General features: G+C 54.0%; 19 protein-coding genes. 7 read left to right on the top strand and 12 right to left on the bottom strand.

Features of this window, described 5'->3' with window-relative positions; all coding sequences use genetic code 11:
• The first annotated feature begins 23 nt into the window (after positions 1-23).
• The 5 genes from MOMUL_RS03335 (at position 24) to MOMUL_RS03320 (ending at position 3,479) form a co-directional block, all read left to right on the top strand.
• Positions 24-494 carry a hypothetical protein gene (locus tag MOMUL_RS03335; RefSeq protein ID WP_062281525.1) on the top strand — a complete coding sequence of 157 codons (471 nt, stop codon included), beginning with the start codon at positions 24-26 and terminating at the stop codon, positions 492-494.
• Complete coding sequence (locus tag MOMUL_RS03330; RefSeq protein WP_062281523.1) at positions 488-1,108, top strand: accessory gene regulator ArgB-like protein; 621 nt, start codon at positions 488-490, stop codon at positions 1,106-1,108. Before MOMUL_RS03335 ends, MOMUL_RS03330 begins: the two co-directional genes overlap by 7 nt.
• A gap of 18 nt (positions 1,109-1,126) precedes the next feature.
• Positions 1,127-1,258: a cyclic lactone autoinducer peptide gene (locus MOMUL_RS17780; protein WP_084785433.1), complete on the top strand. Its 132-nt coding sequence runs from the start codon at positions 1,127-1,129 to the stop codon at positions 1,256-1,258.
• A 129-nt stretch (positions 1,259-1,387) separates the two neighbouring features.
• The gene (locus tag MOMUL_RS03325) at positions 1,388-3,061 is read left to right on the top strand and encodes a bifunctional diguanylate cyclase/phosphohydrolase (RefSeq protein ID WP_062281520.1); all 1,674 of its coding nucleotides are present in this window, start codon (positions 1,388-1,390) and stop codon (positions 3,059-3,061) included.
• Positions 3,062-3,140: 79 nt separating this feature from the next.
• Positions 3,141-3,479 carry a protease complex subunit PrcB family protein gene (locus MOMUL_RS03320; RefSeq protein WP_236712986.1) on the top strand — a complete coding sequence of 113 codons (339 nt, stop codon included), beginning with the start codon at positions 3,141-3,143 and terminating at the stop codon, positions 3,477-3,479.
• Here the strand turns inward: MOMUL_RS03320 and MOMUL_RS03315 are convergent.
• The 7 genes from MOMUL_RS03315 to MOMUL_RS03285 form a co-directional block, all read right to left on the bottom strand.
• A complete protein-coding gene (locus MOMUL_RS03315) occupies positions 3,471-4,682 on the bottom strand; it encodes a S8 family peptidase (protein ID WP_153018226.1) in 1,212 nt (403 codons plus the stop codon). The two genes, MOMUL_RS03320 and MOMUL_RS03315, sit on opposite strands and share 9 nt — an antisense overlap.
• 88 nt (positions 4,683-4,770) lie before the next feature.
• Positions 4,771-6,783, bottom strand: coding sequence for a 4-alpha-glucanotransferase (malQ, locus tag MOMUL_RS03310; protein WP_236712964.1), 2,013 nt, complete (start codon positions 6,781-6,783; stop codon positions 4,771-4,773).
• Between the two features lie 84 nt (positions 6,784-6,867).
• Positions 6,868-7,224: a CBS domain-containing protein gene (locus tag MOMUL_RS03305; protein ID WP_062281509.1), complete on the bottom strand. Its 357-nt coding sequence runs from the start codon at positions 7,222-7,224 to the stop codon at positions 6,868-6,870.
• Positions 7,225-7,257: 33 nt separating this feature from the next.
• A complete protein-coding gene (glgP, locus tag MOMUL_RS03300; protein ID WP_062281505.1) occupies positions 7,258-9,813 on the bottom strand; it encodes an alpha-glucan family phosphorylase in 2,556 nt (851 codons plus the stop codon).
• Between the two features lie 90 nt (positions 9,814-9,903).
• Positions 9,904-12,702, bottom strand: a complete 2,799-nt coding sequence (locus MOMUL_RS03295; protein WP_062281502.1) for a 1,4-alpha-glucan branching protein domain-containing protein — start codon at positions 12,700-12,702, stop codon at positions 9,904-9,906.
• A 91-nt stretch (positions 12,703-12,793) separates the two neighbouring features.
• Positions 12,794-13,246, bottom strand: a complete 453-nt coding sequence (locus MOMUL_RS03290) for a DUF4912 domain-containing protein (protein ID WP_062281499.1) — start codon at positions 13,244-13,246, stop codon at positions 12,794-12,796.
• 193 nt (positions 13,247-13,439) lie between these two features.
• Positions 13,440-14,837 (bottom strand): ISLre2 family transposase, encoded by a 1,398-nt coding sequence (locus MOMUL_RS03285; protein ID WP_062281497.1) that lies wholly within the window; start codon positions 14,835-14,837, stop codon positions 13,440-13,442.
• Between the two features lie 293 nt (positions 14,838-15,130).
• On the opposite strand from MOMUL_RS03285, the gene MOMUL_RS03280 reads away from it, so the two are divergent.
• A complete protein-coding gene (locus MOMUL_RS03280) occupies positions 15,131-16,891 on the top strand; it encodes an alpha amylase N-terminal ig-like domain-containing protein (protein ID WP_062281494.1) in 1,761 nt (586 codons plus the stop codon).
• On the opposite strand, the gene MOMUL_RS03275 is transcribed toward MOMUL_RS03280, so the two are convergent.
• The 4 genes from MOMUL_RS03275 to MOMUL_RS03260 are packed head-to-tail and all read right to left on the bottom strand — an operon-like array spanning position 16,892 to position 19,802.
• Positions 16,892-17,308, bottom strand: a complete 417-nt coding sequence (locus MOMUL_RS03275) for a Fur family transcriptional regulator (RefSeq protein ID WP_062281491.1) — start codon at positions 17,306-17,308, stop codon at positions 16,892-16,894.
• Positions 17,299-18,108 carry a metal ABC transporter permease gene (locus MOMUL_RS03270; RefSeq protein ID WP_062281489.1) on the bottom strand — a complete coding sequence of 270 codons (810 nt, stop codon included), beginning with the start codon at positions 18,106-18,108 and terminating at the stop codon, positions 17,299-17,301. The genes MOMUL_RS03275 and MOMUL_RS03270 overlap by 10 nt, the downstream gene beginning before the upstream one ends.
• Positions 18,095-18,856 (bottom strand): metal ABC transporter ATP-binding protein, encoded by a 762-nt coding sequence (locus MOMUL_RS03265; RefSeq protein WP_062281487.1) that lies wholly within the window; start codon positions 18,854-18,856, stop codon positions 18,095-18,097. The genes MOMUL_RS03270 and MOMUL_RS03265 overlap by 14 nt, the downstream gene beginning before the upstream one ends.
• 37 nt (positions 18,857-18,893) lie before the next feature.
• The gene (locus MOMUL_RS03260; RefSeq protein ID WP_062281484.1) at positions 18,894-19,802 is read right to left on the bottom strand and encodes a metal ABC transporter solute-binding protein, Zn/Mn family; all 909 of its coding nucleotides are present in this window, start codon (positions 19,800-19,802) and stop codon (positions 18,894-18,896) included.
• A gap of 336 nt (positions 19,803-20,138) precedes the next feature.
• On the opposite strand from MOMUL_RS03260, the gene MOMUL_RS03255 reads away from it, so the two are divergent.
• The gene (locus tag MOMUL_RS03255; RefSeq protein ID WP_054935627.1) at positions 20,139-20,372 is read left to right on the top strand and encodes a hypothetical protein; all 234 of its coding nucleotides are present in this window, start codon (positions 20,139-20,141) and stop codon (positions 20,370-20,372) included.
• Between the two features lie 308 nt (positions 20,373-20,680).
• Here the strand turns inward: MOMUL_RS03255 and MOMUL_RS03250 are convergent.
• Positions 20,681-20,937 (bottom strand): DUF1847 domain-containing protein (locus MOMUL_RS03250; RefSeq protein ID WP_153018225.1); only part of this gene is annotated, 257 nt, incomplete at its 5' end.

The raw sequence follows: 20,937 nt of genomic DNA, 5'->3' as shown, positions 1-20,937 counted from the left end.
TGCGGCGGCCGAGGTGTCCTAAGATGTTTAAAGAAACTTTTCCAGGCATAATATATGCTTTGCTTCTCCAGGATTTTCCCGAAAGCCTGGTTGAAACGATGGCGGTCTTTAGCCTTTTAAACCTGCGGATAAAAGATAGAAAGATTCTTGCCATTGCCCTGTTGCAGACCCTCACCAACCTGGTGCGCCTTCTGCCCATCGCCTTTGGCGTGCATTCGGTAATTTTGATCTTATCCTTAGCTGCCTATACCCGGCTTTTCACCCGCGCTCAACTGTCCAAAATATTTTTGGCCGTCCTGCTATGCTTTGCTCTCATAGCCACCACCGAGCTAATTTACGCGCAACCTCTTTTAAACCTTACCGGGTTAGAATATGAGGAAGTCTTCGCCAATCCTTTTTTGAGAGCAGCCTTTGCACTTCCCTACACAGTACTATTGTTGGTCCTGGCTTTAGTCAAGAATTATTATAACCAGAAGAGGGGATTGATTTGTTAAGGTTTAACCTGACCCGGCCGGCTGCAGCCTACTTGAAGGAGAAGCTCAATTTAACCCCGGATGAGGAAGAGATCGCCCTATATGGACTGCAAGTTATTATCTATCCCCTTATAAGCTTGCTGTCCATCAGCCTGGTAGGCTGGGTTTTAGGCTGCCTGTATACCACCCTGGCCGCTACCTTAACGGCAGCTTTCCTGCGCCTGTGGTCCGGCGGGGCCCACAGCCGGTCGCCCCTAACCTGCACCCTGCTGGGGGCGGTAGTTTCCCCGGCCCTGGGAAAATTGTCTCTAGTGTTGGCGCCTCTTTTGAACTCTTTTCACCTTTTTATAATAGTTATCCTGGGTTCGCTTTTATCCTTAGCCTTCATATGGCGCCTGGCCCCGGTAGATTCTCCGGCCAAACCCCTTCTTTCCCCGGAATACCGTAAGAGATTGCGGCGTTTATCCATCACCAGCGTATTTTTTATCGCCGCCGTACAAATTGCCCTGCTGGCTGCGGCCGGGGCCCAGGCCGTAGTCCTGGCCCTGAGCCTGGGTTTATGGTGGCAGACCTTTACTTTGACCAGGGCGGGACACCGGTTTGCCACTCTCATAGACGAAATAATCTCATTGTGAAAAAGGAGGTGAAAGAGGATGAAGCGTTTACTTTACCGCCTTTTGCCTGCCGCATTCAGCGTCTTGGCCTTCGCCGCTGCTATTGGGGTCAAGCCGACTTGTTCAGTCTGTTTCTATCAGCCCGAGGTGCCCAGGTCCCTCCGCAAGTAAAGCATTTTGGTACCGGGAAGCCCCGCCCTTCCCGGTACCAATTTTTTGGGAATAATGGAGGCTCTCGGGTCCAGGCAAGTGAAGGGGAGAAGACGGCTCAGCTTTAATTCTGGCAAGGGAGAAGCGTCGATGCGCAAGTGGGAGCAAAAGAGGGCGCAGGAGATATCCGAGTATATTTTAGTTACTCATATCGTCAGCCTTTTGATTTTTTTAATGATCGTTTTCAGCTTTTATAATCTACCGTTAGGTTTACATTTTCCTTTGTATTTGCTATTTATGTTTATTATATTCACTGCAACAATTATAGCGTATACTGCCGGCAAGCTCCTCCCCAGGATAACTACTCTGGAACAGCCGCAGATAGATGAGATTTTGCTGCTGGCCGTCATTTTCCCTTTGGCCTTTATCTTTCTCTGGTACAGCCATAATTTTTTCGGGGCCAAGGTTTTGATTTTGGTTCCCTCCATAATCGCCTCCACCAGCCTGGGCAAGTTGGGGGGGACAACAGCCGCTGTGCTGACCAGCGCCCTCCTTTTTTTCCTGGATTACCGGCTGCATAACTATTTGCCTCCTGAAATTTTCCAAACAAACTCCATCATCACCGGCGTTAATCTCCTGCTCACCTGGCTGGTGGGCGGGCTGATGGAAGTAGAAAGGAAAACCCGGCAGGAGTTGCTCCAGCTGGCCGATTACGATCAATTAACCGGACTGTACAACCACCGCTACCTGCAGGAAAAGCTGGCCCTAACCTTGCAAAAAGCAGCAGCGGAAAATCTTCCTGTATCCTTTGCCTTATTAGACATCGATCAATTTAAGTACTTTAACACGGTTTACGGTTACCAGAAGGGAGATGAAATTTTAGCTAACATCGGGCAACTATTGGGGGAGGAAATCAAAGAGCCGTGTTATGCAGCCCGCTACGGCAGCGATGAATTCGCCCTGGTTTTTCCCGGGAAAGAAAAAAGTGAGGCTACCAGGGTGACTTCACTTATAAAAGAAAAAATAGTAAGCCGGGCCACCGTTTCCTTGCTGGATAGTGAAAGGACGCCGCCTTTTAAGGCCTTTACCATTGTTACAGGATTAGCGAGCTACCCGGCTGATGCTGACGGGGTTTCGTCCCTGGTGAGGGCGGCAGAAAATGATCTATACAGAACCAAGTACTCGCGAGGTGACGCTTACCTTTATTATTCTATAATCAGCGAGATAACCCACTTAAAAGTCAAGGAAGCTTTCCCTACCCTCCAGACCCTAGTGGCGCTGATAAATATCAAAGACCGCTACACCTTCGGTCATTCCGAGAGGGTTATGTCTTATTCTTTGGCCCTAGCGAAAAAATTATCCCTCTCTGAGGAAGAAAAAGATACCTTGCGCTACGGTGCCTATTTACACGACCTGGGTAAGATCGAAGTTGAGAGCGCTATCCTAAATAAAACAGGTTCTTTAACCGAAAGAGAATGGGAGATCATGAAGATGCATACAATATTAGGAAGCGAAATAGTCAAACCTTTACTATTTTTCCAAGATATATCACCGATTATTCGCTCCCATCATGAAAACTACGATGGCTCTGGTTATCCGGATGGTTTAAAGGGAGAGGAAATCCCGCTCCCGGCGCGCATTGTGCGCCTGGCCGACAGCTTCGATGCCATGACTACCGATCGCCCCTACAAGAAGGCGCTGACCTTTTCGCAAGCCAGCCAAGAATTGCAGAAGTATGCTGGTAAGCACTATGACCCGTTGCTCGTAGACCTCTTTCTGGAAGCGGTGAAAGAAGCATATGAAAAGCGGAATACCTATCTGTAGAAGGGATGCTTCTATACCTTTCCGCCTCCTGCCCGATCCTGGCTCCTGGGCCATACCTTCCCCGGAAGCGCTTTTTTTGGTGCTTACTGAAGAAAACTACCAAAAGTATTACCATGGAGCCCCCAAGGGAGCAGACTTCATCCAAAATGTTTATCTCCTCGCCTGCTGGGGGATAAAACCCAATCCCGGTTATAAGATCTCAATTTCGCAAATAGCCCAACATGATTGGGAAGTTATTATAAAAATAAAGTTTATCGAGCCGGAACCCCTAAAATTTTATCCTCAGGTTGTCACTCACCCTCTAATGGTCGCTGAGGTAGCTAAAGCTGCTTTATCTCCCCGCGGGCTGCTAACGTTTATCTTTGTGGCAGAAAAGGGGTTGGAACTAGCCCGCCTCGAAAATAATGTTTCACCGTAAAGCCTTATAGGCGTTAGCCCGTCCTATAGGCGGATCAAAGCCCTCTGCGGGATCCGCCCCTGTCTCGATCCTCTTCCTTACCTCTGCATTGCTCAAGCCAGGATACTTGGCCCAGACTAAAGCTGCTATTCCGGCTACGTGCGGGCTGGCCATAGAGGTCCCTGACAGGTAGTCGTAGCCCAGGGCTATGCCATAATTGTGAATATAGTTGTCGTGGTTGGGGGTGGTAGAAAAGATGTTTAAACCCGGCGCGGCAATGTCCACCCATGGCCCATAATTAGAAAAGAACGCGCGGCTGTCGTTTTCGTCTGTAGCTCCTACTGCGATGCAATTAGTATAAAAAGCGGGATAAAAGGGAGCTGAGGAATTGTCATTTCCAGCTGCGGCAACCAGGACCACTCCCTGGCTCCAGGCATAATTGATAGCTTTTTCTAATACCTTAGAAGGCCTGTTGCTACCAGCGCTAATATTGATGACCTTGGCCCCATTTTTTGTGGCCCATATTATACCCTTAGCCAACCAGCTATAGTAACCGCTCCCGTCATCGCCCAATACTTTAACGTTCATGAGGCTGCACTTAAAGCCGACACCTGCCACCCCTTTGCCGTTGTTGGTGGCTGCTGCAGCAATTCCCGCCACGTGAGTACCATGACCGAATTTATCATCTACCGTCTTGCTAGGGGTAAAATCAACGTTGGCCACAATTTGGGTTCTCAGGTCTTCGTGATCCTGGTCAATCCCGGAATCTAGAATGGCGATTTTTACTTCCCGGCTCCCCTTGGTCACCTTCCAAGCATCCGGTGCCTGAATCTTGGCCATCCCCCACTGTTTCTCAAAATAGGGATCATCAGGAATGAAAACAGCGCGGGCTATGTAGTCTGGCTCGGCAAATTCCACATGGGGATTGCGGCTGTAATTGGCTACTTTCTCCCGGGCTTTTCCCTTTGCTACTTTAACTACTTCAATTCCTATCTCAGGGATAGCGTCAATTACCTGGGCATCATTTTGAACATGTACCCTCTCCTTAACGGCTTGAGGGATGCCGGGTTTAAATTTAACGAGAATTTGCTCCGAAGCGGGCGTGTCATCCTGGCCGGGAATTAAAATGGGGTTGGTAGCTGCGAAACTACTAGTAGAAGCAAATAGTAATGTTAAAATTATACCTGCTAAAGATAAAATCAACCACCTTAACAACTTTTGCAAAGCCTAACCTCTCCTTCCCCGCTAGATTTCTTAGATATTTTTTATTAAGTTAGGGGGTCTGTCAAGATTTTTATTTACGACAGGGAAGCTATTGCTCAGCAGCACCGCGCCAGTAGTTAACCTCCCGCAGGAGCGATACCACCCCGGGCTGCCGGGTGAACTCCTCCAGGTTGTAGCGGGCTTTACGCCGCCAGTTGGGGTAGCCGGTGCCTGTCCCTGGGATATTCTGGGGCTCCGTCTCCAGCCACAGGTCTTCCAGGTTGACCAGGAGCAAACGCGCCGGGCTGGCGGCCAGGTATTCCAGGCACCCCTGCAGGAGACTCCCGGTGGCTGTCGTAGCCACCTGCAAAAAGCCGCGGTTATAAAGGAAGACCGGTAAGGCCGCCCGCTGGCGGCCGCTCTTTTGCCTTTCCCGCCAGAAGGCGGCAAAGGGCGGCATATCATGGGTGTTCAGGCTGGCCAGGCTTCGAGGAGGTACCGGTCCCAGGGCCCGGTCCGGATTTCCTGTGTACTCCGTGGCCAGGACATACATGCGGTTGATATTATGCCTGGTCATGGCCCGGCGCACGTAACCGGGCACCGTTCCCAAGTCTTCGCCCACCAGGATAGCCCTGTGGCGCCGGGACTCCAGGGCCAGGATGGCATAAAATTCCCCGGCGTGGTAGTGCACATAAACCCCCTCCGTGGCTGCCAGGCCCCGTGGTATCCAATAGAGGCGGTGCAAACCCATGACGTGGTCCAGGCGCAGGATACCGGCGTGGCGCAGGTGATGGCGCAGGCAGGCGATGTAATAGCGGTAACCGTCTTCCCGTATCCCCTCCGGGTGCAGGGGAGGAAACTCCCAGTCCTGCCCCTCGCGGAAAAAGGTATCCGGCGGGGCGCCGCTGCTGGCCGCCAGGGCGAAATCCCGGCGATGGCGCCAGACATCATAGCCCTCACGGTGGACCCCCAGGGGCAGGTCCAGGTATAAGCCCGGGCCGGAGCGCCGGGCGCGAGCCGCCAGGGCCTGTACCTGCCGGTGGGCCTGCCACTGGACGTACAGGTGGTATTGCATGGCTTCCGGGTCGTAATCGCCTTCTTTAAGGCAGCCCTCCCGCATCCGGGAGGGCCACTCCGGCCAGGTGGCGTGCTGCTTTTCGACGGCGGCCCGGAAACGGGCGTAGTCCCGGGCTGCCGGGTTGCCTGCCAGCCAGGCTTCCATCTCCGCCCGGCCGCCGGTGTTGCCAGTAAAAAAAATGCGGGCACAGAGGGCCAACAGGCGTCTTTTCAGGGCCATCCCCCGGCGATAGTCGACAAGGGGCGCAGCCCGCAAAGAGGCTATCTCCTCCTGGACCGCCGCCGAGTTTAGCAAGTCCCGCACTTCCTGGCACTGCTGTACCTCTTCCAGGCGGGAAATATCCAGGTAAAACTCGTTCCAGAAGAGGCGGCTGACCGGCTGGTAAGGGCTGGGGTCAAAGGGCTCATCCAGGAAAGCCGCCAGTAAGGGTAAAGTGCCGGTAAAGCTGCCCCCCAGGTTGTTGACCCAGAGGGATAGGACCTCCAGGTCGCCGAAATCCCCGGCCCCCAGGCTCCGGCATGAATGAAGGGCATAGAGGGGCAAAAAACAGCCCCAGAGGTGTTCCCCCTGGCCTGCTGCCCGGTACCAGGCCCGGGAGGGGGCGGCAATAATCAATACCTCCCTGGTAAGGCCCGGCAGGCGCAAATGGAGGTGGTGGTAACCCCAGGGCAGCCTGGCGGGAAGGGTGAGCTGCCTGGCTTCAAAGGCTACCCCTTCCACCTCGGTAACCCGGATAAGAGGCAGGCGGGCCGGGTCGCTTACCAGCTGCCACAACCGGCCGTCTTCCAGGCGCAGCCTGCACTCCAGGGGCCCGGCTGCCCTCCGGACGGGCAGGCGCAGTTCCAGGCGTGGCAGCCGGCCGGACCAGGCTACAGCTACCGGCTCACAGAAACGTCGCCAGTATTGCAGCCGCCGCTCCCGCAGGGCGCCGGGAACGTCAGCCAGGCCCGCCACCGGCGCCCCCAGGGCCCGCAGCACCGCCAGTAACGACTCCGGCCCGGCTGCCCGGAGTTTACCCTCCACGTCGCGATAGGCAGGCTCCACGCCATACAACCGGCATAGCCGGTACAAAAGACGCAACTCTTTTACTAACGAAGACATAGCCCTCTCGGTTGCCTTATTGATTAATTATCTCCTGGCCATGGCGGCGACAATGTCGGCCCGGCTAATAATGCCCACTAGGCGGCCGTTACTGTAGACAGGTACCCGTTTGATTTTCTTTTCATGTAAAACAGCGGCCACCTCTTCTACTGGCATCTCGGCGTCAACGCCGATGACTTCCCGGCTCATAATGTCCCGCACCCGGTTACCATTCTTTAAACCGATCAAATCCCCTTCCGTGACCATTCCCACCACGCGATTGCCGTCATCGCATACCGGTACCCCGCTGATTTTGTGCTCCGCCAGCAACCTGGTCAACTCGTAAATCCGGGCCGAGGCGTTGATCACGATTACATCCGTCGTCATAATATCCCTGGCCAGCATAATATATTCCCCCCTTTCCCTGGAAATATATTTTCATCCCCACAGGATCAGGCCAGTCTGAAAAGGATGGGCCAGATCAACATGGCAGGGTAACACCCGCACGTTATAGCCCTGGCGCCCGGCCCGGCGGCAGGAAATCACCCCGCTGTATAAATACCTGCCTTCACCAGTTTCCTGAACTAGATTCATTGTTTCCTTTTCTCCAGCTATAATTTCACCCCCAGCATCCAGCGACCCGTGGTAGATTTCTACACTTACATCCGAAGGCTGCAAAGCTCCCAAAAAAATCCAGGCACGGACGGTTAGAATGCTCCCAACGGCCAGATCCCTCCCCCCGTCATCCTCTACCCTTTCCACTCGCACCTGGGGCCAACCTGCATGCACCCTGCTCTTCCAGGCGGCCAGGTTCCTGGCCCTCTCCTGCCTCCCGGCCTCCAGGCGCTGGTAAAGCCCGGCCGCCGGGACATAAAACTGCCGGCTGTATTCCCGGACCATGCGGTGGGTATTAAAAACAGGCCCGTAGGTCTGGATGGACTTCTTCATCCTTTCCACCCAAGCTGCAGGTAACCCTTCCCCATCGCGAGCGTAAAACAAGGGGATAATCTCCTTTTCCAGCAAGTCATAAAGCTGTTCTGCTTCCAGGGCATCCTGGTAAGCCACATCGCCGTAAACCTCGCCCCGGCCGATGGCCCACCCCGCTGCCGGGGTCCAGGCTTCATCCCACCAGCCGTCCAGGGTACTGACATGGAGGGCACCGTTGAGAACCGCCTTCATGCCGCTGGTACTGCTGGCTTCCAGGGGCCGGCGCGGGTTGCCCAACCAGACGTCGACCCCCCGGACCAGGTATCGGGCCATCTCCAGATCATAATCCTCCAGGAAGACTACCCGGGAACGGAATTCCTCACGGCCGGCATAGGCTACAATTTGCTGGATCAGTTTTTTCCCTTCTTCATCACCGGGATGGGCTTTACCGGCAAAAATGACCTGGACCGGCCGCTGCGGGTCGCCGAAAAGCCGGGCCAGGCGTTCAGGGTCGCTGAAGAGAAGGGCCGGCCGCTTGTAAGCAGCAAAACGGCGGGCAAAGCCAATGGTCAGGGCGCGGGGATGCAGGACCTCACCGGCGCCGGCAATCTCCAGCAAACCACCCCCCCTGGCTTCCAGTTGCGCCGCCAGCTTCTTCCTGACAAAAGCCACCAGTTCTTCCCGCTGCTCTTCGTGGGCCTGCCACAGCTCCCGCGCCGGTATGTGCTCAACCCCGGCCCAGTTGGCGGCTTCCGCCGGGTCTTCCCGCCAGCCGGGGCCAAGGTAGCGGTCGTAAAGGGCGGCCATCCTGCTCCCTACCCAGCTGAGGGTATGAACGCCGTTGGTAATAGCCCCGATGGGTATCTCCCCTTCCGGGACTTCCGGCCAGACTGATTGCCACATCTTCCGGGCCGTCCGGCCGTGGAGGCGGCTGACGCCGTTGGCCCAGACCGACAGGCGCAGGGCCAGGACGGCCATATTGAAGGGCTCCTGCTGGTTATTGGGATCCTGGCGGCCCAGGGCCAGGAATTCCTGGCGGGAGAGGCCCAGGGACTGGTAATAATCGGTGAAATACTTGTCCATCAAGTAGGGTGGAAACAGGTCGATACCGGCTGCCACTGGAGTATGGGTAGTAAAGATGTGACCGCTGGCGGCCAGTTCCCTGGCCGCGGCAAAATCCAGGCCGTGCTTTTCTTGTAACCGGCGGATGCGCTCCAGGGCCAGGAAGGCCGAATGGCCTTCGTTTAAATGGCAGATGGTTGCTTCGATACCCAGGGCCGCCAACGCCCGTACCCCGCCAATACCCAGGAGGATTTCCTGCTGGATGCGCTTTTCCAGGTCGCCGCCGTAGAGCCGGTCGGTAATACTACGGTCGCTTTCCCAGTTGTCCTGGCAATCGGCATCCAGAAAGTAGAGGTTCAGGCGGCCAACTTTGGCCCGCCAGACCTGCGCCTTAACCTCCCGGTCCGGGAAGGCTACCTGGATGATAAGAGGACTGCCGTCGGCCCGGCGTTCCAGTTCCAGGGGCAGGTCGTAAAAATTATAACGCGGGTAAACCTCCTGCTGCCAGCCCTGGCGGTCGAGGCGCTGGCGGAAGTAGCCCTCCCGGTACAGGAGGCCGACGCCTACCAGGGGCAGGCCCAGGTCGCTGGCCGACTTCATATAATCTCCGGCCAGGAGGCCCAGCCCCCCGGCATAGATAGGCAGGGCGGCACTCAAGCCAAACTCAGCTGAGAAATAGGCAATAACCGGGTTGCCGGTAAGGTTGTGCTCCTGGCTCCAGCTAAACCGGCGCCCCAAATAGGCCTGGTACTGCTGCCAGATCCGGTCAAGCTCGGCTGTATAACCGGGATCCCCGGCGCAGGCCATTAGCCGTTCCTCCGGCAGGAGGCGTAAGAAGAGGACCGGGTTGTGTCCAGTCTCATCCCACAGGTCAGGATCGAGGCGGCGGAAAAGGGAGGCTGTTTCCAGGTCCCGGGGCCAGTAGAGGTTGAAGGCCATCTCCTGGAGAGGCCTTAACTTCTCCGGTAACCGTAATTGCACATAAAACAAATGGGCTGGATGCATCCTTATCTCTCCCAAAATAAAGTAAAGAAACAAAGTGTTACGCTGTATTAGGCAAGGAGCAGGATATGGCTCTTCCTTTCGATTGTGGATTTAACTGGCATCCAGCGAGCGTTCCCGGAGGAGCTCCCGGTATAGGCTCAGGGTCTGCCTGGCTACCGCGGACCAGGTATAGTCCCGTTCAACCCTGACCCGGGCCTGCCGGCTAAGTTCCCTGGCCCGTTCGGGGTCCTGGAAGATGGTAACCAGGGAGCGCTGTAGGTCTTCAACATCGCCGGGATTAAAGCACAGGCCGGTTACACCATCCTCAACAACCTCGGCCAGCCCCCCGGTGCGGGAAACAATCACCGGTACCCCGGCAGCCATTGCTTCCAGGGCTACGATACCAAAGGGTTCATACAGGCTCGGGAAAACTGCTACACGGGCTTGCGCCAGGAGCTGGTTGCGGATGGCTTCCGAGACAAAGCCGGTGAAATCGACCTGCCCGGCCACCCCCAGGCGGGCGGCCAGGGCCTTTAACTCCCCGGCGTAGGGACCAGCACCGGCAATGATCAACCTGGCCTGCGGATAATGGCCGCGCAGCCCGGCCAGGGCTTCTAGGAGGACCTGGACTCCTTTCTCGATAACCAGGCGACCGATGAACAGGATGTTGTGCCCCTGCCGGGCGTTGGCGACAACTTCTATAGGCCTGACTCCATTGGGAATCACCATTACCCGGGCCCTGGGCCGGAAAAGCTCTCGGATTTCCTCTTCCATATATCGGCTGCAGCAGATTACCCGGTCGGCCCTGGCCACCAGCCCGGCCTCAATCTGGTGAATAGTTCGCTGGATGCGGTTATGCAGGCCCCTGTTACGGCCGTATTCAGTGGCATGGATGGTAGCTACCAGAGGGACGCCGCAAGCTTCCTGCAGCTCCCGGGCCGCCCAGGCCACAAGCCAGTCATGAGCATGCAGGAGCAAGGGGGTTCCCGGCAAGCTAACTATTAAATCGCGGCCGTAGTCGGCCAAGGCCAAGTTGAACTGCAGGACCCAGGAGAGGAAATCAATTTCCACCTCCGGCTGCTGGTATGTAGGTAGGTAGTGGATGTATACTCCTTCTTGAACTGTCGTTAACGCTTCCCGGCCTGGTACCCGGGTGAGGACGTGGACCTTAACCCCCATTTGGGCCAGGGCTCCCGCCAGATCACGAACGTGGATACCCAGGCCACCAACATGATGAGGGGGAAACTCCCAGCTCAGCATAAGGATTACCGGCCCTTCCCTGCCTGGCGGGTCATTTACCGATAGCCCGCGCCCTTCCGGGCGATAAAGACGGAAATCCAGGCGCGGGAAAAGGTTGTCTTTATCTTCCAGACGGCGTAAGGAACCCTCCTCAAGTTTGTTGTCTTGATAATCCCGGCAGATCTTAAAGAAATTGCCCAGATGCTCCTCCAGGCGACGGCGGGCATAGGCTGCTGTTGTCTGGCTGGTGAGGATAAAGGGCCAGTCGCTGCTCTGGGCCAGAAGCAACTCCCTGGCCGCCTGGTTTAAGGCCCGTTCCTGCAATGGCGTAGGTTGAGCACAAGTAGCAGCCAGGTTGACCATGGTTTTTTCAGCCCGGTGAAGGTGAGAATAAAGCCAGTCATTGGCAGGATTTAACCAGACACGGTTGTAACCTCCTTCTCCCCAGCTGGAAAGCCCCAGGGCCACCTCCTGGCGGGGCGGGTATTGCTCCAGGTAAGCAGCCAGGGTGGTCAACCCGGTCTGGTAATCCGGCCCGGCCGCTAGGCGCAGGATTTCTTCCAGCCACACTGGTCCTTCAAACCACCAGTGGCCGAAGAGTTCGGCGTCGTAGGGCGCAACAACTACAGGTTTATCAGGTATTATTCCGGCCCAGTAGGCTAGCTGCCGGTCCCGGTTGGCCAGAAAATCGCGGGCATGCTCCCGGGCCCGTTCCCGGGCAGCCTGGAAGTCATAGGGCTCCTTGCATTCGGTCTTACCAGTAATGCGGTAATATTTTAAGCCGGTATCACCCCGGATGCCTCCGATAAGGTAAGGTTCCAGGTAACTAAAGTCCAGGTCGTAGCCAATATCGCGGTAGAACTCCCGGTACAGGGGATCACCGGGATAGCCCTCCGTCCGGCTCCAGACCTGGTGGGAAGTCTCCCAGTCCCGGCCAAAAACGGCCACTCCGCCGGTGAGTTTAACCGGTACATAAACGGCCGTTGCCACCCCGGGAACGGCATTTAACAAACCGTGGCCGGCGACAATAAAGTATTTAATCCCTTCGGCCTGCAGGATATTTTCGAGGCCTGGCGTGTAACCGCACTCAGGCAGCCACATCCCCGCCGGCCGGCGGCCAAAGATATCGGTAAAAAGATCTAAGGCTACCCGCACCTGCACCCGCCAGGATTCCCTGGTCAGCATCAGGGGCAGGTAACCGTGGGTGGCGCAGGTAGTTATAATTTCCAGGTAGCCCTGCTCCTGTAATCTTTTTAAGGGTGCCAGCAAATTACCCTGGTAAGTTTCTTTAAAAGCCCGGTCAATGGCACTGACGCGCTCATAATAAAAATTAGCGAGGGGGGAGAAAACAGGATCATATTTCGTCCGCTCCACTTCCCGGGCGGCCAGTCTTTTAAGGTTATCCAGGTAGCGACCATAACGCTCTAGGAGGCGCGGGTCAATTAACATGCTGATTAAAGTCGGGGACAGGGACAAGGTGAGTTTAAAGTTTATTCCCTCTCGAGCCAAGCGTTCCCAGCTCAAGATGAGGGGAAGGTAAGATTCCGTCATGGCCTCGCAAAGCCATTTTTCTTCCAGGCTTATATATGCCTCAAGGTTATTTACATAGGGCAAGTGGGCATGAAGAAGAAGGGCCAGGTAACCGGCAGGATAGCCCTCCCGCGTAGCCATTTTAGAAGCCCCCTCTCCTATATTCTTGGGGTCTATCTTTTCTGAAAGTTTTTCAAAGCTCTATGGGTTACTGTGTCATAAATTAACCTCATCAGGACCAGCTAAAAATGCTGTCAGATGACCCCTTCTCTGGAGAGGTTGTCCAACCATTCTCCGGGGTAAGCCCTTGGCTCACAAATTTGGAGGTGGAAAACTCTTTACCGGCTAATTGCGTTTCAGGTACAGGGGTACGGGCAAAGAGGACAAATTCACCCGCCTGGCTTATGGCGCCAAGCTCGACGTAGTAACCGGTATGGGCCTCGAGATTGTAAAAATAGCATCCACCAGGTTGAAGGGTAGTTAAGGTTAGTTCTTGCTCTGGCAGGAGGGCATCAAGGCGGCGCAGGCGTAAGGCTAACTTCATTTCCGGCTTTACTATACTGAAAAAATCCTTTAAGGTCTGTATTCTCTCAGGGGTAAAGTCCCAATAAACGTAGACGGTATGTAAGTCCTGCGGTAAACAAACCAGTGCATTTTGACGGAAGCCGTCCGCAAATTCAAGCACCCCTTTCACCCCTATTAATACATTTTCGTTATCTTCTTATTTTATATGGTACCATATTTTTCTTGGCCCGTCAAACTCCTTGAGCCTTGCGATAGTGTCAAGCCACTGTAGGATTTTTTTCAAAATAAGCTCCACCATCTGGTCCGAGACCTTGCCTTTGTTACCACTACACTGTTTAGGGTAAACGGGTATTTTAAGCTGCATGTATTAAGGCTCGCAGTGCCCTAGTCAGTGGGCTTTGTGGCCCGTTTAATATGGGCATGTTATGGAGCATCTCCGCTGCATTGCGGCTCATTTTTTTCCTGGCCTGCTGCAATTTATCTGCGTCTAGATGAAGGACTTTTTCCACTTTCGGCTGCTGGGCTAGATACATTTCCTGAATGTTTACTCCATTGGCTTTGGCCGCCCGTAGCCCCGCCATCTGTTCGGCTCCCGCTTTGCTCCATGCCCCGGGTCGGCTGCTCAGCCTGGCCGATAGTATATGGCTGACGTGCCCTTCTGCGCTACATCCCAGTAATTCTTCCCGGTAGCGTTTTTGGGCTTCTATCCCGTCCCACTGGTTTTCTATATACCGCTTGGCCCTGCTTATCGCTTTCTGTCGTTTGGGATGGGCCTTCTCTGCTTCGCTGAGCACCGCTAGCACGCCTTCCAGCTTCCCGTCTTCTATATGCTTCCAGATGGCTGCCTGCCTTTTGGGGTAGGGTCCTACCGCCGCCATTATGTATTTGCTGAGATGAAATTGGTCGAGGACAAATACGGATTTGGGTATTATTTCTATGCCGCTCCGAATCCATGGCGCTCCGTCCCCGCTAATATAGATCCGCTCTACCTGGTCCAGGTCATAGCGGTTATCTATATAATCCAATACGTCATACCACTGGTCCTCAATGGTGTTATATGGCCCACTGAAGTAACGGGCCTCCTGGAGCTGTTTCCTGCCTTTACAGACTTCTTTTACCCCTTCGTGGACATAAATCAGGGGTATCGCCATTCGTCCTTTTTTATCCTGCCGGGCTACGTGGTCTTCGTCTGCTTCGATGTATAAAAATCTTACTGTTCTTTTTACTTGGGAGGTTTCTCCTTCACTCCATTTTGGTATGACTAGCTTTCCTACGGCATTCTTTACTGTCTGGCCGCTAACACTTTCTCCCCAACCATACTCCTGTGGTCCTTTGCCACTGCGGTGATAGGATTGTTCGGCCGCCATGTCTGTTAATATGGCTTTGGCTGGCTCTTCAATTCGCATATGGGGACTATAGCCCGCATAGGTATCGGCCAGGTGGGCATAGGTCTGGCTTTCTTTGTTATAGAAGTAAGTGCGCTGGTAGACCATTTCACCAAAGACCGTTATTACTCTTTTTTCTTCCTTGCGCCGTTCCACAACCCACCCCGGACGCGCTTCCCGATGCTCTACCAGGTATTCATCCTGGCCTTCTATTACCATCTTCATGATGTCGTTCCCTAATGAATTCAATGCTTCTTTTACCTGCACTTCCAGCTCTGGATACGTAGTCTTACCTTCCAATGCGTCCAATACCTTTTCGCCAACCAGCAGGAATTTCTCCCATAAATGTTGAATTAATTTTTCCATAAGACCTCACCTCTTGGAGTCGTTTTGCCTTATTGGCATAAGGCTCCGTCTTTCGCCAGACGGTGAGGTCTTATTTCGTTACCTTGGCCTTTTCTTCCTTCTTGCTGGAGGCCCATCCTACGGTAATTTTACACTAACGAGCCTTGCCTTGCATTTCCAGCAACGGCCCGCTGTAGACTAAATCAGGCTTAAGGACCGGGCCTTGCTTTTTACTGTATTTTCGTGCATAATAAATCTAACGGTTTACCGGCCACCCGCTCGATGAAATACTATGGCAGGAGGTAAATCTAGCCTTGCTCCATCACCGTACTGCCCCGCGTTTTTGTCAGCCCCTGGCACCTACTAAACTCCTCCTGCGCTTGAAAACCCGCCGCCGGGAAAAACAGCACTGCCAGGTGGTTTACGAAGACCGGGGCCTGCAAACCGCTCCCATGCATGTTTACGCCCGGACCCCCCGTTACCTCTATTACCAGGCAGAAATAGAGCTTTCCCGGCCCTGGGAGTGCCGTTATTTTTTCAGGCAAGAGGTAGAAGGTGCGGGACCGGTATACTTTTTCGCCGGCATTGACGGGCAGGGTGTCCGGCCTTTCACTTACCGCTGGACGGCAGCGGATATCTTCACCGTCCCGGATTGGATTTACGACGCCGTCTCCTACCAGATATTTCCCGACCGCTTTTACAACGGCAACCCGGCCAATGACCCTCCCGGGACCCGGCCCTGGGGTGAAGCCCCCACCAGGGAAAACTTTTTCGGCGGCGACCTGGAAGGCATCCAGGCCAAAATACCTTATTTAAAATTTTTGGGGGTCAACGCCCTCTGGCTGAACCCCATCTTTGCTTCTCCTTCCAACCATCGCTATAATACCAGCGATTACCTGGCCGTTGATCCCGTCCTGGGGGATACGGCTACCCTCTGCCGCCTAGTGGAGTCTCTCCACGCTAACGGCATGCACCTGATCCTGGATGGAGTTTTTAATCATACGGGTACGGAGTTCTTTGCCTTTAAGGATGTAGTCGCTCGCGGGGCCAGTTCTCCCTATAAAGACTGGTACTATTTTCATGGTTTTCCAGTAAAAAGCGAGCCTAGGCCCAATTATACCTGCTGGTGGGATATTCCCAGCCTGCCCAAGCTGAAAGCCAGCAACCCCGAGGTACGCAATTACCTGCTCCACGTCGCCACCTACTGGCTGCGGGAGGCCGGCACTGACGGGTGGCGCCTGGATGTACCCAACGAGATCGAACCTGCCTTCTGGCGGGAATTCCGGCGGCAGGTAAAAGAAACCAACCCCCAGGCCTATATTGTCGGCGAAATCTGGCACGACGCCCGCTTCTGGCTCCAGAATCACCTTTTTGACGGCGTCATGAATTATCTCTTTCGCGACCTGGTCCTTGACTATTTTGCCAGGCGGCGTTTTCCCATTTCCACCCTGGACTATCTCCTGGGACTTATCCGCCTGCGCTACCCGGAGGCGGCCAACTTTGCCCTGTTAAACCTCGTGGGCAGCCATGACACGGCGCGGGTGATTACCGCTTTCCAGGAAGGCCTGGCCGGGCTCCCCGGCCATACCGGCAGCTATGCCGAAGCCATCACCCACCTGCGGCCGGCTCTAATCCTGCAGTTCACTTATCCCGGCGCCCCCCTGATTTACTACGGGGATGAGGTAGGAATGACCGGCGGCCCGGACCCCGACTGCCGCCGGACCATGCCCTGGGACCCCCGCGCCTGGAATCAGGACCTGCTCAACTTTTACCGGCGCTTAATTGCCCTGCGGCAGCGGTTGTTACCTTTAAGGCGCGGTTATTTCCAGCCCCTGTTTACCGACGACGGGGCTGAAGTTTACGCCTATGCCCGGCGGCTGGCCGGGGAAAAGGTGATCGTGATTTTAAATGCCGGCGATTTAACCCAGAGCATCAACCTGGCAGTAGGAGAAATGGAAATTGCCGGCGGTACGACCTGGCAGGACGGTTTGAGCGGCCGCTGCTTTGAAGTGCAGGGGGGCAAGATCAGCCTCCCCCTGGAAGCCAATGCGGGTGCCATTCTTGTGTCATGCTGACTATTTCTTCCCATCCCGGCACCTTTCACACAACCCGTAAACTTCGAAGCAGTGTTCCGTTGGAAGAAACCCTTTCCTGCCCAGCTCTTTGGCCAGGCTTTCCATAGGGCAAAAATCCACAGGAATAGAAGCCCCGCAGCCCTTGCATACCGCGTGATGGTGGTGGCCTTCCTCCCGCCGCAGTTCATATAAATCAGCGGTATCCGAGGGGACGCGGCACAAGAGTCCCTTGCCCAGCAGTACATCAAGGTTACGGTATACCGTGGAAAAATTTGTCCCCGGGAGGATCTTGATAACCTCTTGAAACAACTCCTGGGCGCTCAGGAACGAGCGCGTATTTTTAAGTACCGTGAGGATGGCCATGCGCTGGGGGGTTATCTTGAGGTCTTTTTGCTTTAACATTTCTTCTATTTCCACCTGTTAATTGCTCCTTTCGCTACCATGACTGCTACCAGGATGGTCGAGGCAATGAGAACAATAGTTCCTCCTGGAGCCAGGTCAAAAACAAACGAGGCATAAAGGCCAGTGATGACCGCCAGGAGGGCCACACCGATGGCTATCCCAAAAGCCGCCTTGAAACTGCGGGCAATTTGCAGGCTGACTGCCGGCGGGATAACCATCAGGGCTGATACTAAGAGCGTCCCTACTACCCGTACCGCCAGGGCCACAGTAAGGGCCGTGAGCAAGGTAAAATATATGTTTACGGCGGCTACTGGTATCCCTGCCAGGCGGGCCGCCTCTTCGTCGAAGGTAATGGCAAAAAGCTCGCGATAAAGAAAAGCTATAGAGATAAGAATAAATATACCGGCACCGGTAATAACCGCCACGTCGGCCGGGGATACGGCCACCAGGCTGCCGAATAAATAAGAAAAAAGATCGGCATTAAAAGCTTTTTTCAGGCTGATCATTACCACCGCCAGGGCCATGGCGCTAGACATGACTACCGCCAAGGCTACTTCAGCATATCGGGGGAAAGCCCGGCGGATGAACTCAATCAGCAGGGCGGCGCCGGCGGCGGCCAGCAGCGCGCCATAAAAGGGGTAAAAACCTAAAAGCATGCCGCCGGCCACGCCGGCCAGGCTGGCATGGGACAGGCTATCTCCCACCAGGGACAGGCGTCTTAAAACTATAAAAACACCCAGGGTGGCGGCGAGAACAGCGGTAATCAGCCCGGCTATGAACGCCCGCTGCATGAAATCGAAGCTAAAGATAAACATGGTTCTCCCCTATCCGGTAACCCAGCACCTCGGCAATGTGGTCCTGGTCCACTTCGCTGAGCTTTTCGTGGATATAAACGCCACGGTCACGCACGCAGCCTATCTTTTGCGCCCTGGAAAAAGCAGCTCCTATATCATGGGTAACGATAATTACCGTCAGACCCTTTTCGCGGTTTAAATGCGCCAGGAGCCTGTAAAATTCCTCCCGGGAAGAAACGTCTATGCCGGTAGTAGGTTCATCAAGAAACAGGGCCGCCGGCCTTTTTACCAGGGCTCGCGCCAGGAAGACCTTCTGGCGCTGGCCTCCGGAAAGTTCCCCGATCAGGCGGCCGGCCAGCTCCTTTATGCCTGCCAGTTCCAGCGCCTCATCAACCATTCTTTTTCTTGTGCTCCCTTCAAACAACCCCTTTAAGCCGCTGTAATATCCCGAAGCCACCACCTCAGCCACGGTTGCGGGAAAGGACGTGTTGATATGGCTGGCATTTTGGGAAATGTAACCTATCCTGTGCCAATCCCGGAAGCGCCTGATATCCTGGCCAAAAAGCCTTACTTCCCCAACTTTTGGTCGTAAGAGTCCCACCATTATCTTGAGCAAGGTGGATTTAGCAGCACCGTTGGGGCCAATAAGAGCCAAAAATTCCCCTGCCTCTACCGCCAGGTTGACTCTCTCGAGAACAGGGCTACCGTTGTAGGCAAAGGTAACATCCACCAACCGGACTACTTCCCGTTTATTGTACGGATAGGCCATGCTGTCACCAACTTCCTGAAGATGAGGCCTGTTAACGCTACTCGAGGGCTTTCTTCAGTGAGGCCAAATTTTTAGCCATTATGGAGAAGTAGTCCTCGCCAGCTTTTATCTCTTCCGGGGTGAGCCCGCCCAGGGGATTTAAGATCAGGGTCCCGGCTCCTGTTTCCCGGGCCAGGGTTTCGGACAGTTTGGGGCTGGCCAGGGTTTCAAAAAAGATATACTTTACACCTTTGCTCCGGCAAAGAGTAATAAGCTCTGCCATCTGCTGCACCGAGGGCTCTTCCTGGGGGGAAAGCCCGCTGATGGGTATTTGCTTTAGGCCATATCGTTTAGCCAGATAGCCAAATGCCGCATGGGAGGTTACAAAATCTTTCCTGGCCACGCCAGCCAGGGTTTCCCGGTACTGCTGGTCTAGCACGGCAAATTTTTGTTCCAGCTCATGCAGGTTTTTTTCATAATACCCTTTATTGTCCCCGTCGACCGTTACTACCGCTTCAAATATACGCCGGGAAATCTCCCCGGCAAGGACAGGGTCCAACCATATATGCGGGTCATTATTTTCTATAAGGCCCTTACCCGCTTCCAGGGTCATAACCCCTTTCGCTTTGAGCTGGCCCTCTATTTTCTTGGCCCAGGGGTCCATAGGTTCACCTAAAAAAATAAATAATTTACCAGTGTAAATTGAAGCAACCTGCTGGGGTGATGGTTCATACCCATGGGGTTCTACGCCTACCGGTTGTAAATTCTCTACTATGGCTCTATCGCCGGCAATTTTTTTGGTGAAATCATAAAGCGGGTAGAAGGTAGTATAAATTTTTATCGGGCCGGCTACGCTACTTGACGGGCTGGGCTGGTCCTTCGCCGCCTGGCAGCCGGAGGTAAAAAAGATAAGGCTTAAAATCAGTAAAACCAGGCCCACACTGCCATATCCCCGCGAAAACTTCACAATTCCCGGCCTCCTTATGCAATTGATTTGCATTTGCATTATTATTATATAGCTTTCCCTCAAAATAATGTCAAGTAAAAACTCCCGTGCAGGTAACTGAATCACGCTTTTTTATTCCTGCCACAATGGCAATCTTTTATTCACGACAGGTAGGACAATAGCTAAAGAAGATCACTGACGCACTGATAACCTCAAAACCATCTTTATTTATCAGCTCATGGTTCACAATGGTGACATCCAGTTAGAGCAGTGTCCCCTAACTTGCCTCCGTATATTTTGGGGTTAGTTGTCCATTATAAAGGTGACAAAGATATCTTGGATAGGAGGGAAACAATTATGAGCTGTTCCAGTCTGAGGCACAGATTTGAAGAAGAAAGAGTGAGAGGGATCAGTTTTCAACGGGCTATGGATATATACAGGGAAGTAGAGGGATCGGTAGCGGCCCATAAAGTAGAACTAGAAGAATTGCGGCGTACCAACGCCGACCCTTCCAGGATAAACCATCTACAGGAACATATTAACGATGGTGAAAAACTCCTTCAGGAGATAAAATCACTCCACCTGCATTAAAGAAAGGGGGGCCTACTCCCCCTTATTTTTTTGACATCCCTGGGAAGGCATACCCGTTTCCGGTATACCCTGTGGACCCAGTGGTCCAGTCCGCGATCACTCAGTTAAAATATAACCAAAGGGAGTTCGGCTCACTCACGGCGAAATCTTACCGAGGGAGAAATGAGAGCAATCATTATTCCCCCAATCTTTATCCCCTCTAAATTAATGCCCTGGACGGTAATATTTTCGGCAAAATCACCCGGTGGCAACAAGCACCGCGACCAACACCGGAGAAACGGCTGCCAGTGATAAGGGCCACAAAAATCTTACAAGCGATGACTGCTTAATTTCTTTTGAAAATAGTGGCTTGCATAGACCGCACCCAAAGGATTATGCGCTAAAACACGATCTTTAGCCGCCAAAACTGTCACCGGAGCCTCGGAGTACTTGATAAACAAGGTATCGTGCCCTACACACAGGCAGACAATCACGTTCAAATCGGTCCCGGCCGCATTTAAAAGCTTGGCCTGGCCTATGGGATTGCACATGGGTTCATAAGAACCAGGGTGCACTTTTTCTTCGT

Source organism: Moorella mulderi DSM 14980 (assembly GCF_001594015.1).
GTDB lineage: Bacteria > Bacillota > DSM-521 > Neomoorellales > Neomoorellaceae > Neomoorella > Neomoorella mulderi.
This window is presented reverse-complemented; position numbering and strand designations above follow the sequence as displayed.

Bases quoted from the DNA above. Each gene is read 5' to 3' on its own strand.
- MOMUL_RS03335 (WP_062281525.1), top strand. From the start codon at position 24: ATGTTTAAAGAAACTTTTCCAGGCATAATATATGCTTTGCTTCTCCAG.
- MOMUL_RS17780 (WP_084785433.1), top strand. From the start codon at position 1,127: ATGAAGCGTTTACTTTACCGCCTTTTGCCTGCCGCATTCAGCGTCTTG.
- MOMUL_RS03325 (WP_062281520.1), top strand. From the start codon at position 1,388: ATGCGCAAGTGGGAGCAAAAGAGGGCGCAGGAGATATCCGAGTATATT.
- MOMUL_RS03305 (WP_062281509.1), bottom strand. From the start codon at position 7,224: ATGCTGGCCAGGGATATTATGACGACGGATGTAATCGTGATCAACGCC.
- glgP (WP_062281505.1), bottom strand. From the start codon at position 9,813: ATGCATCCAGCCCATTTGTTTTATGTGCAATTACGGTTACCGGAGAAG.
- MOMUL_RS03295 (WP_062281502.1), bottom strand. From the start codon at position 12,702: ATGGCTACGCGGGAGGGCTATCCTGCCGGTTACCTGGCCCTTCTTCTT.
- MOMUL_RS03285 (WP_062281497.1), bottom strand. From the start codon at position 14,837: ATGGAAAAATTAATTCAACATTTATGGGAGAAATTCCTGCTGGTTGGC.
- MOMUL_RS03270 (WP_062281489.1), bottom strand. From the start codon at position 18,108: ATGTTTATCTTTAGCTTCGATTTCATGCAGCGGGCGTTCATAGCCGGG.
- MOMUL_RS03265 (WP_062281487.1), bottom strand. From the start codon at position 18,856: ATGGCCTATCCGTACAATAAACGGGAAGTAGTCCGGTTGGTGGATGTT.
- MOMUL_RS03255 (WP_054935627.1), top strand. From the start codon at position 20,139: ATGAGCTGTTCCAGTCTGAGGCACAGATTTGAAGAAGAAAGAGTGAGA.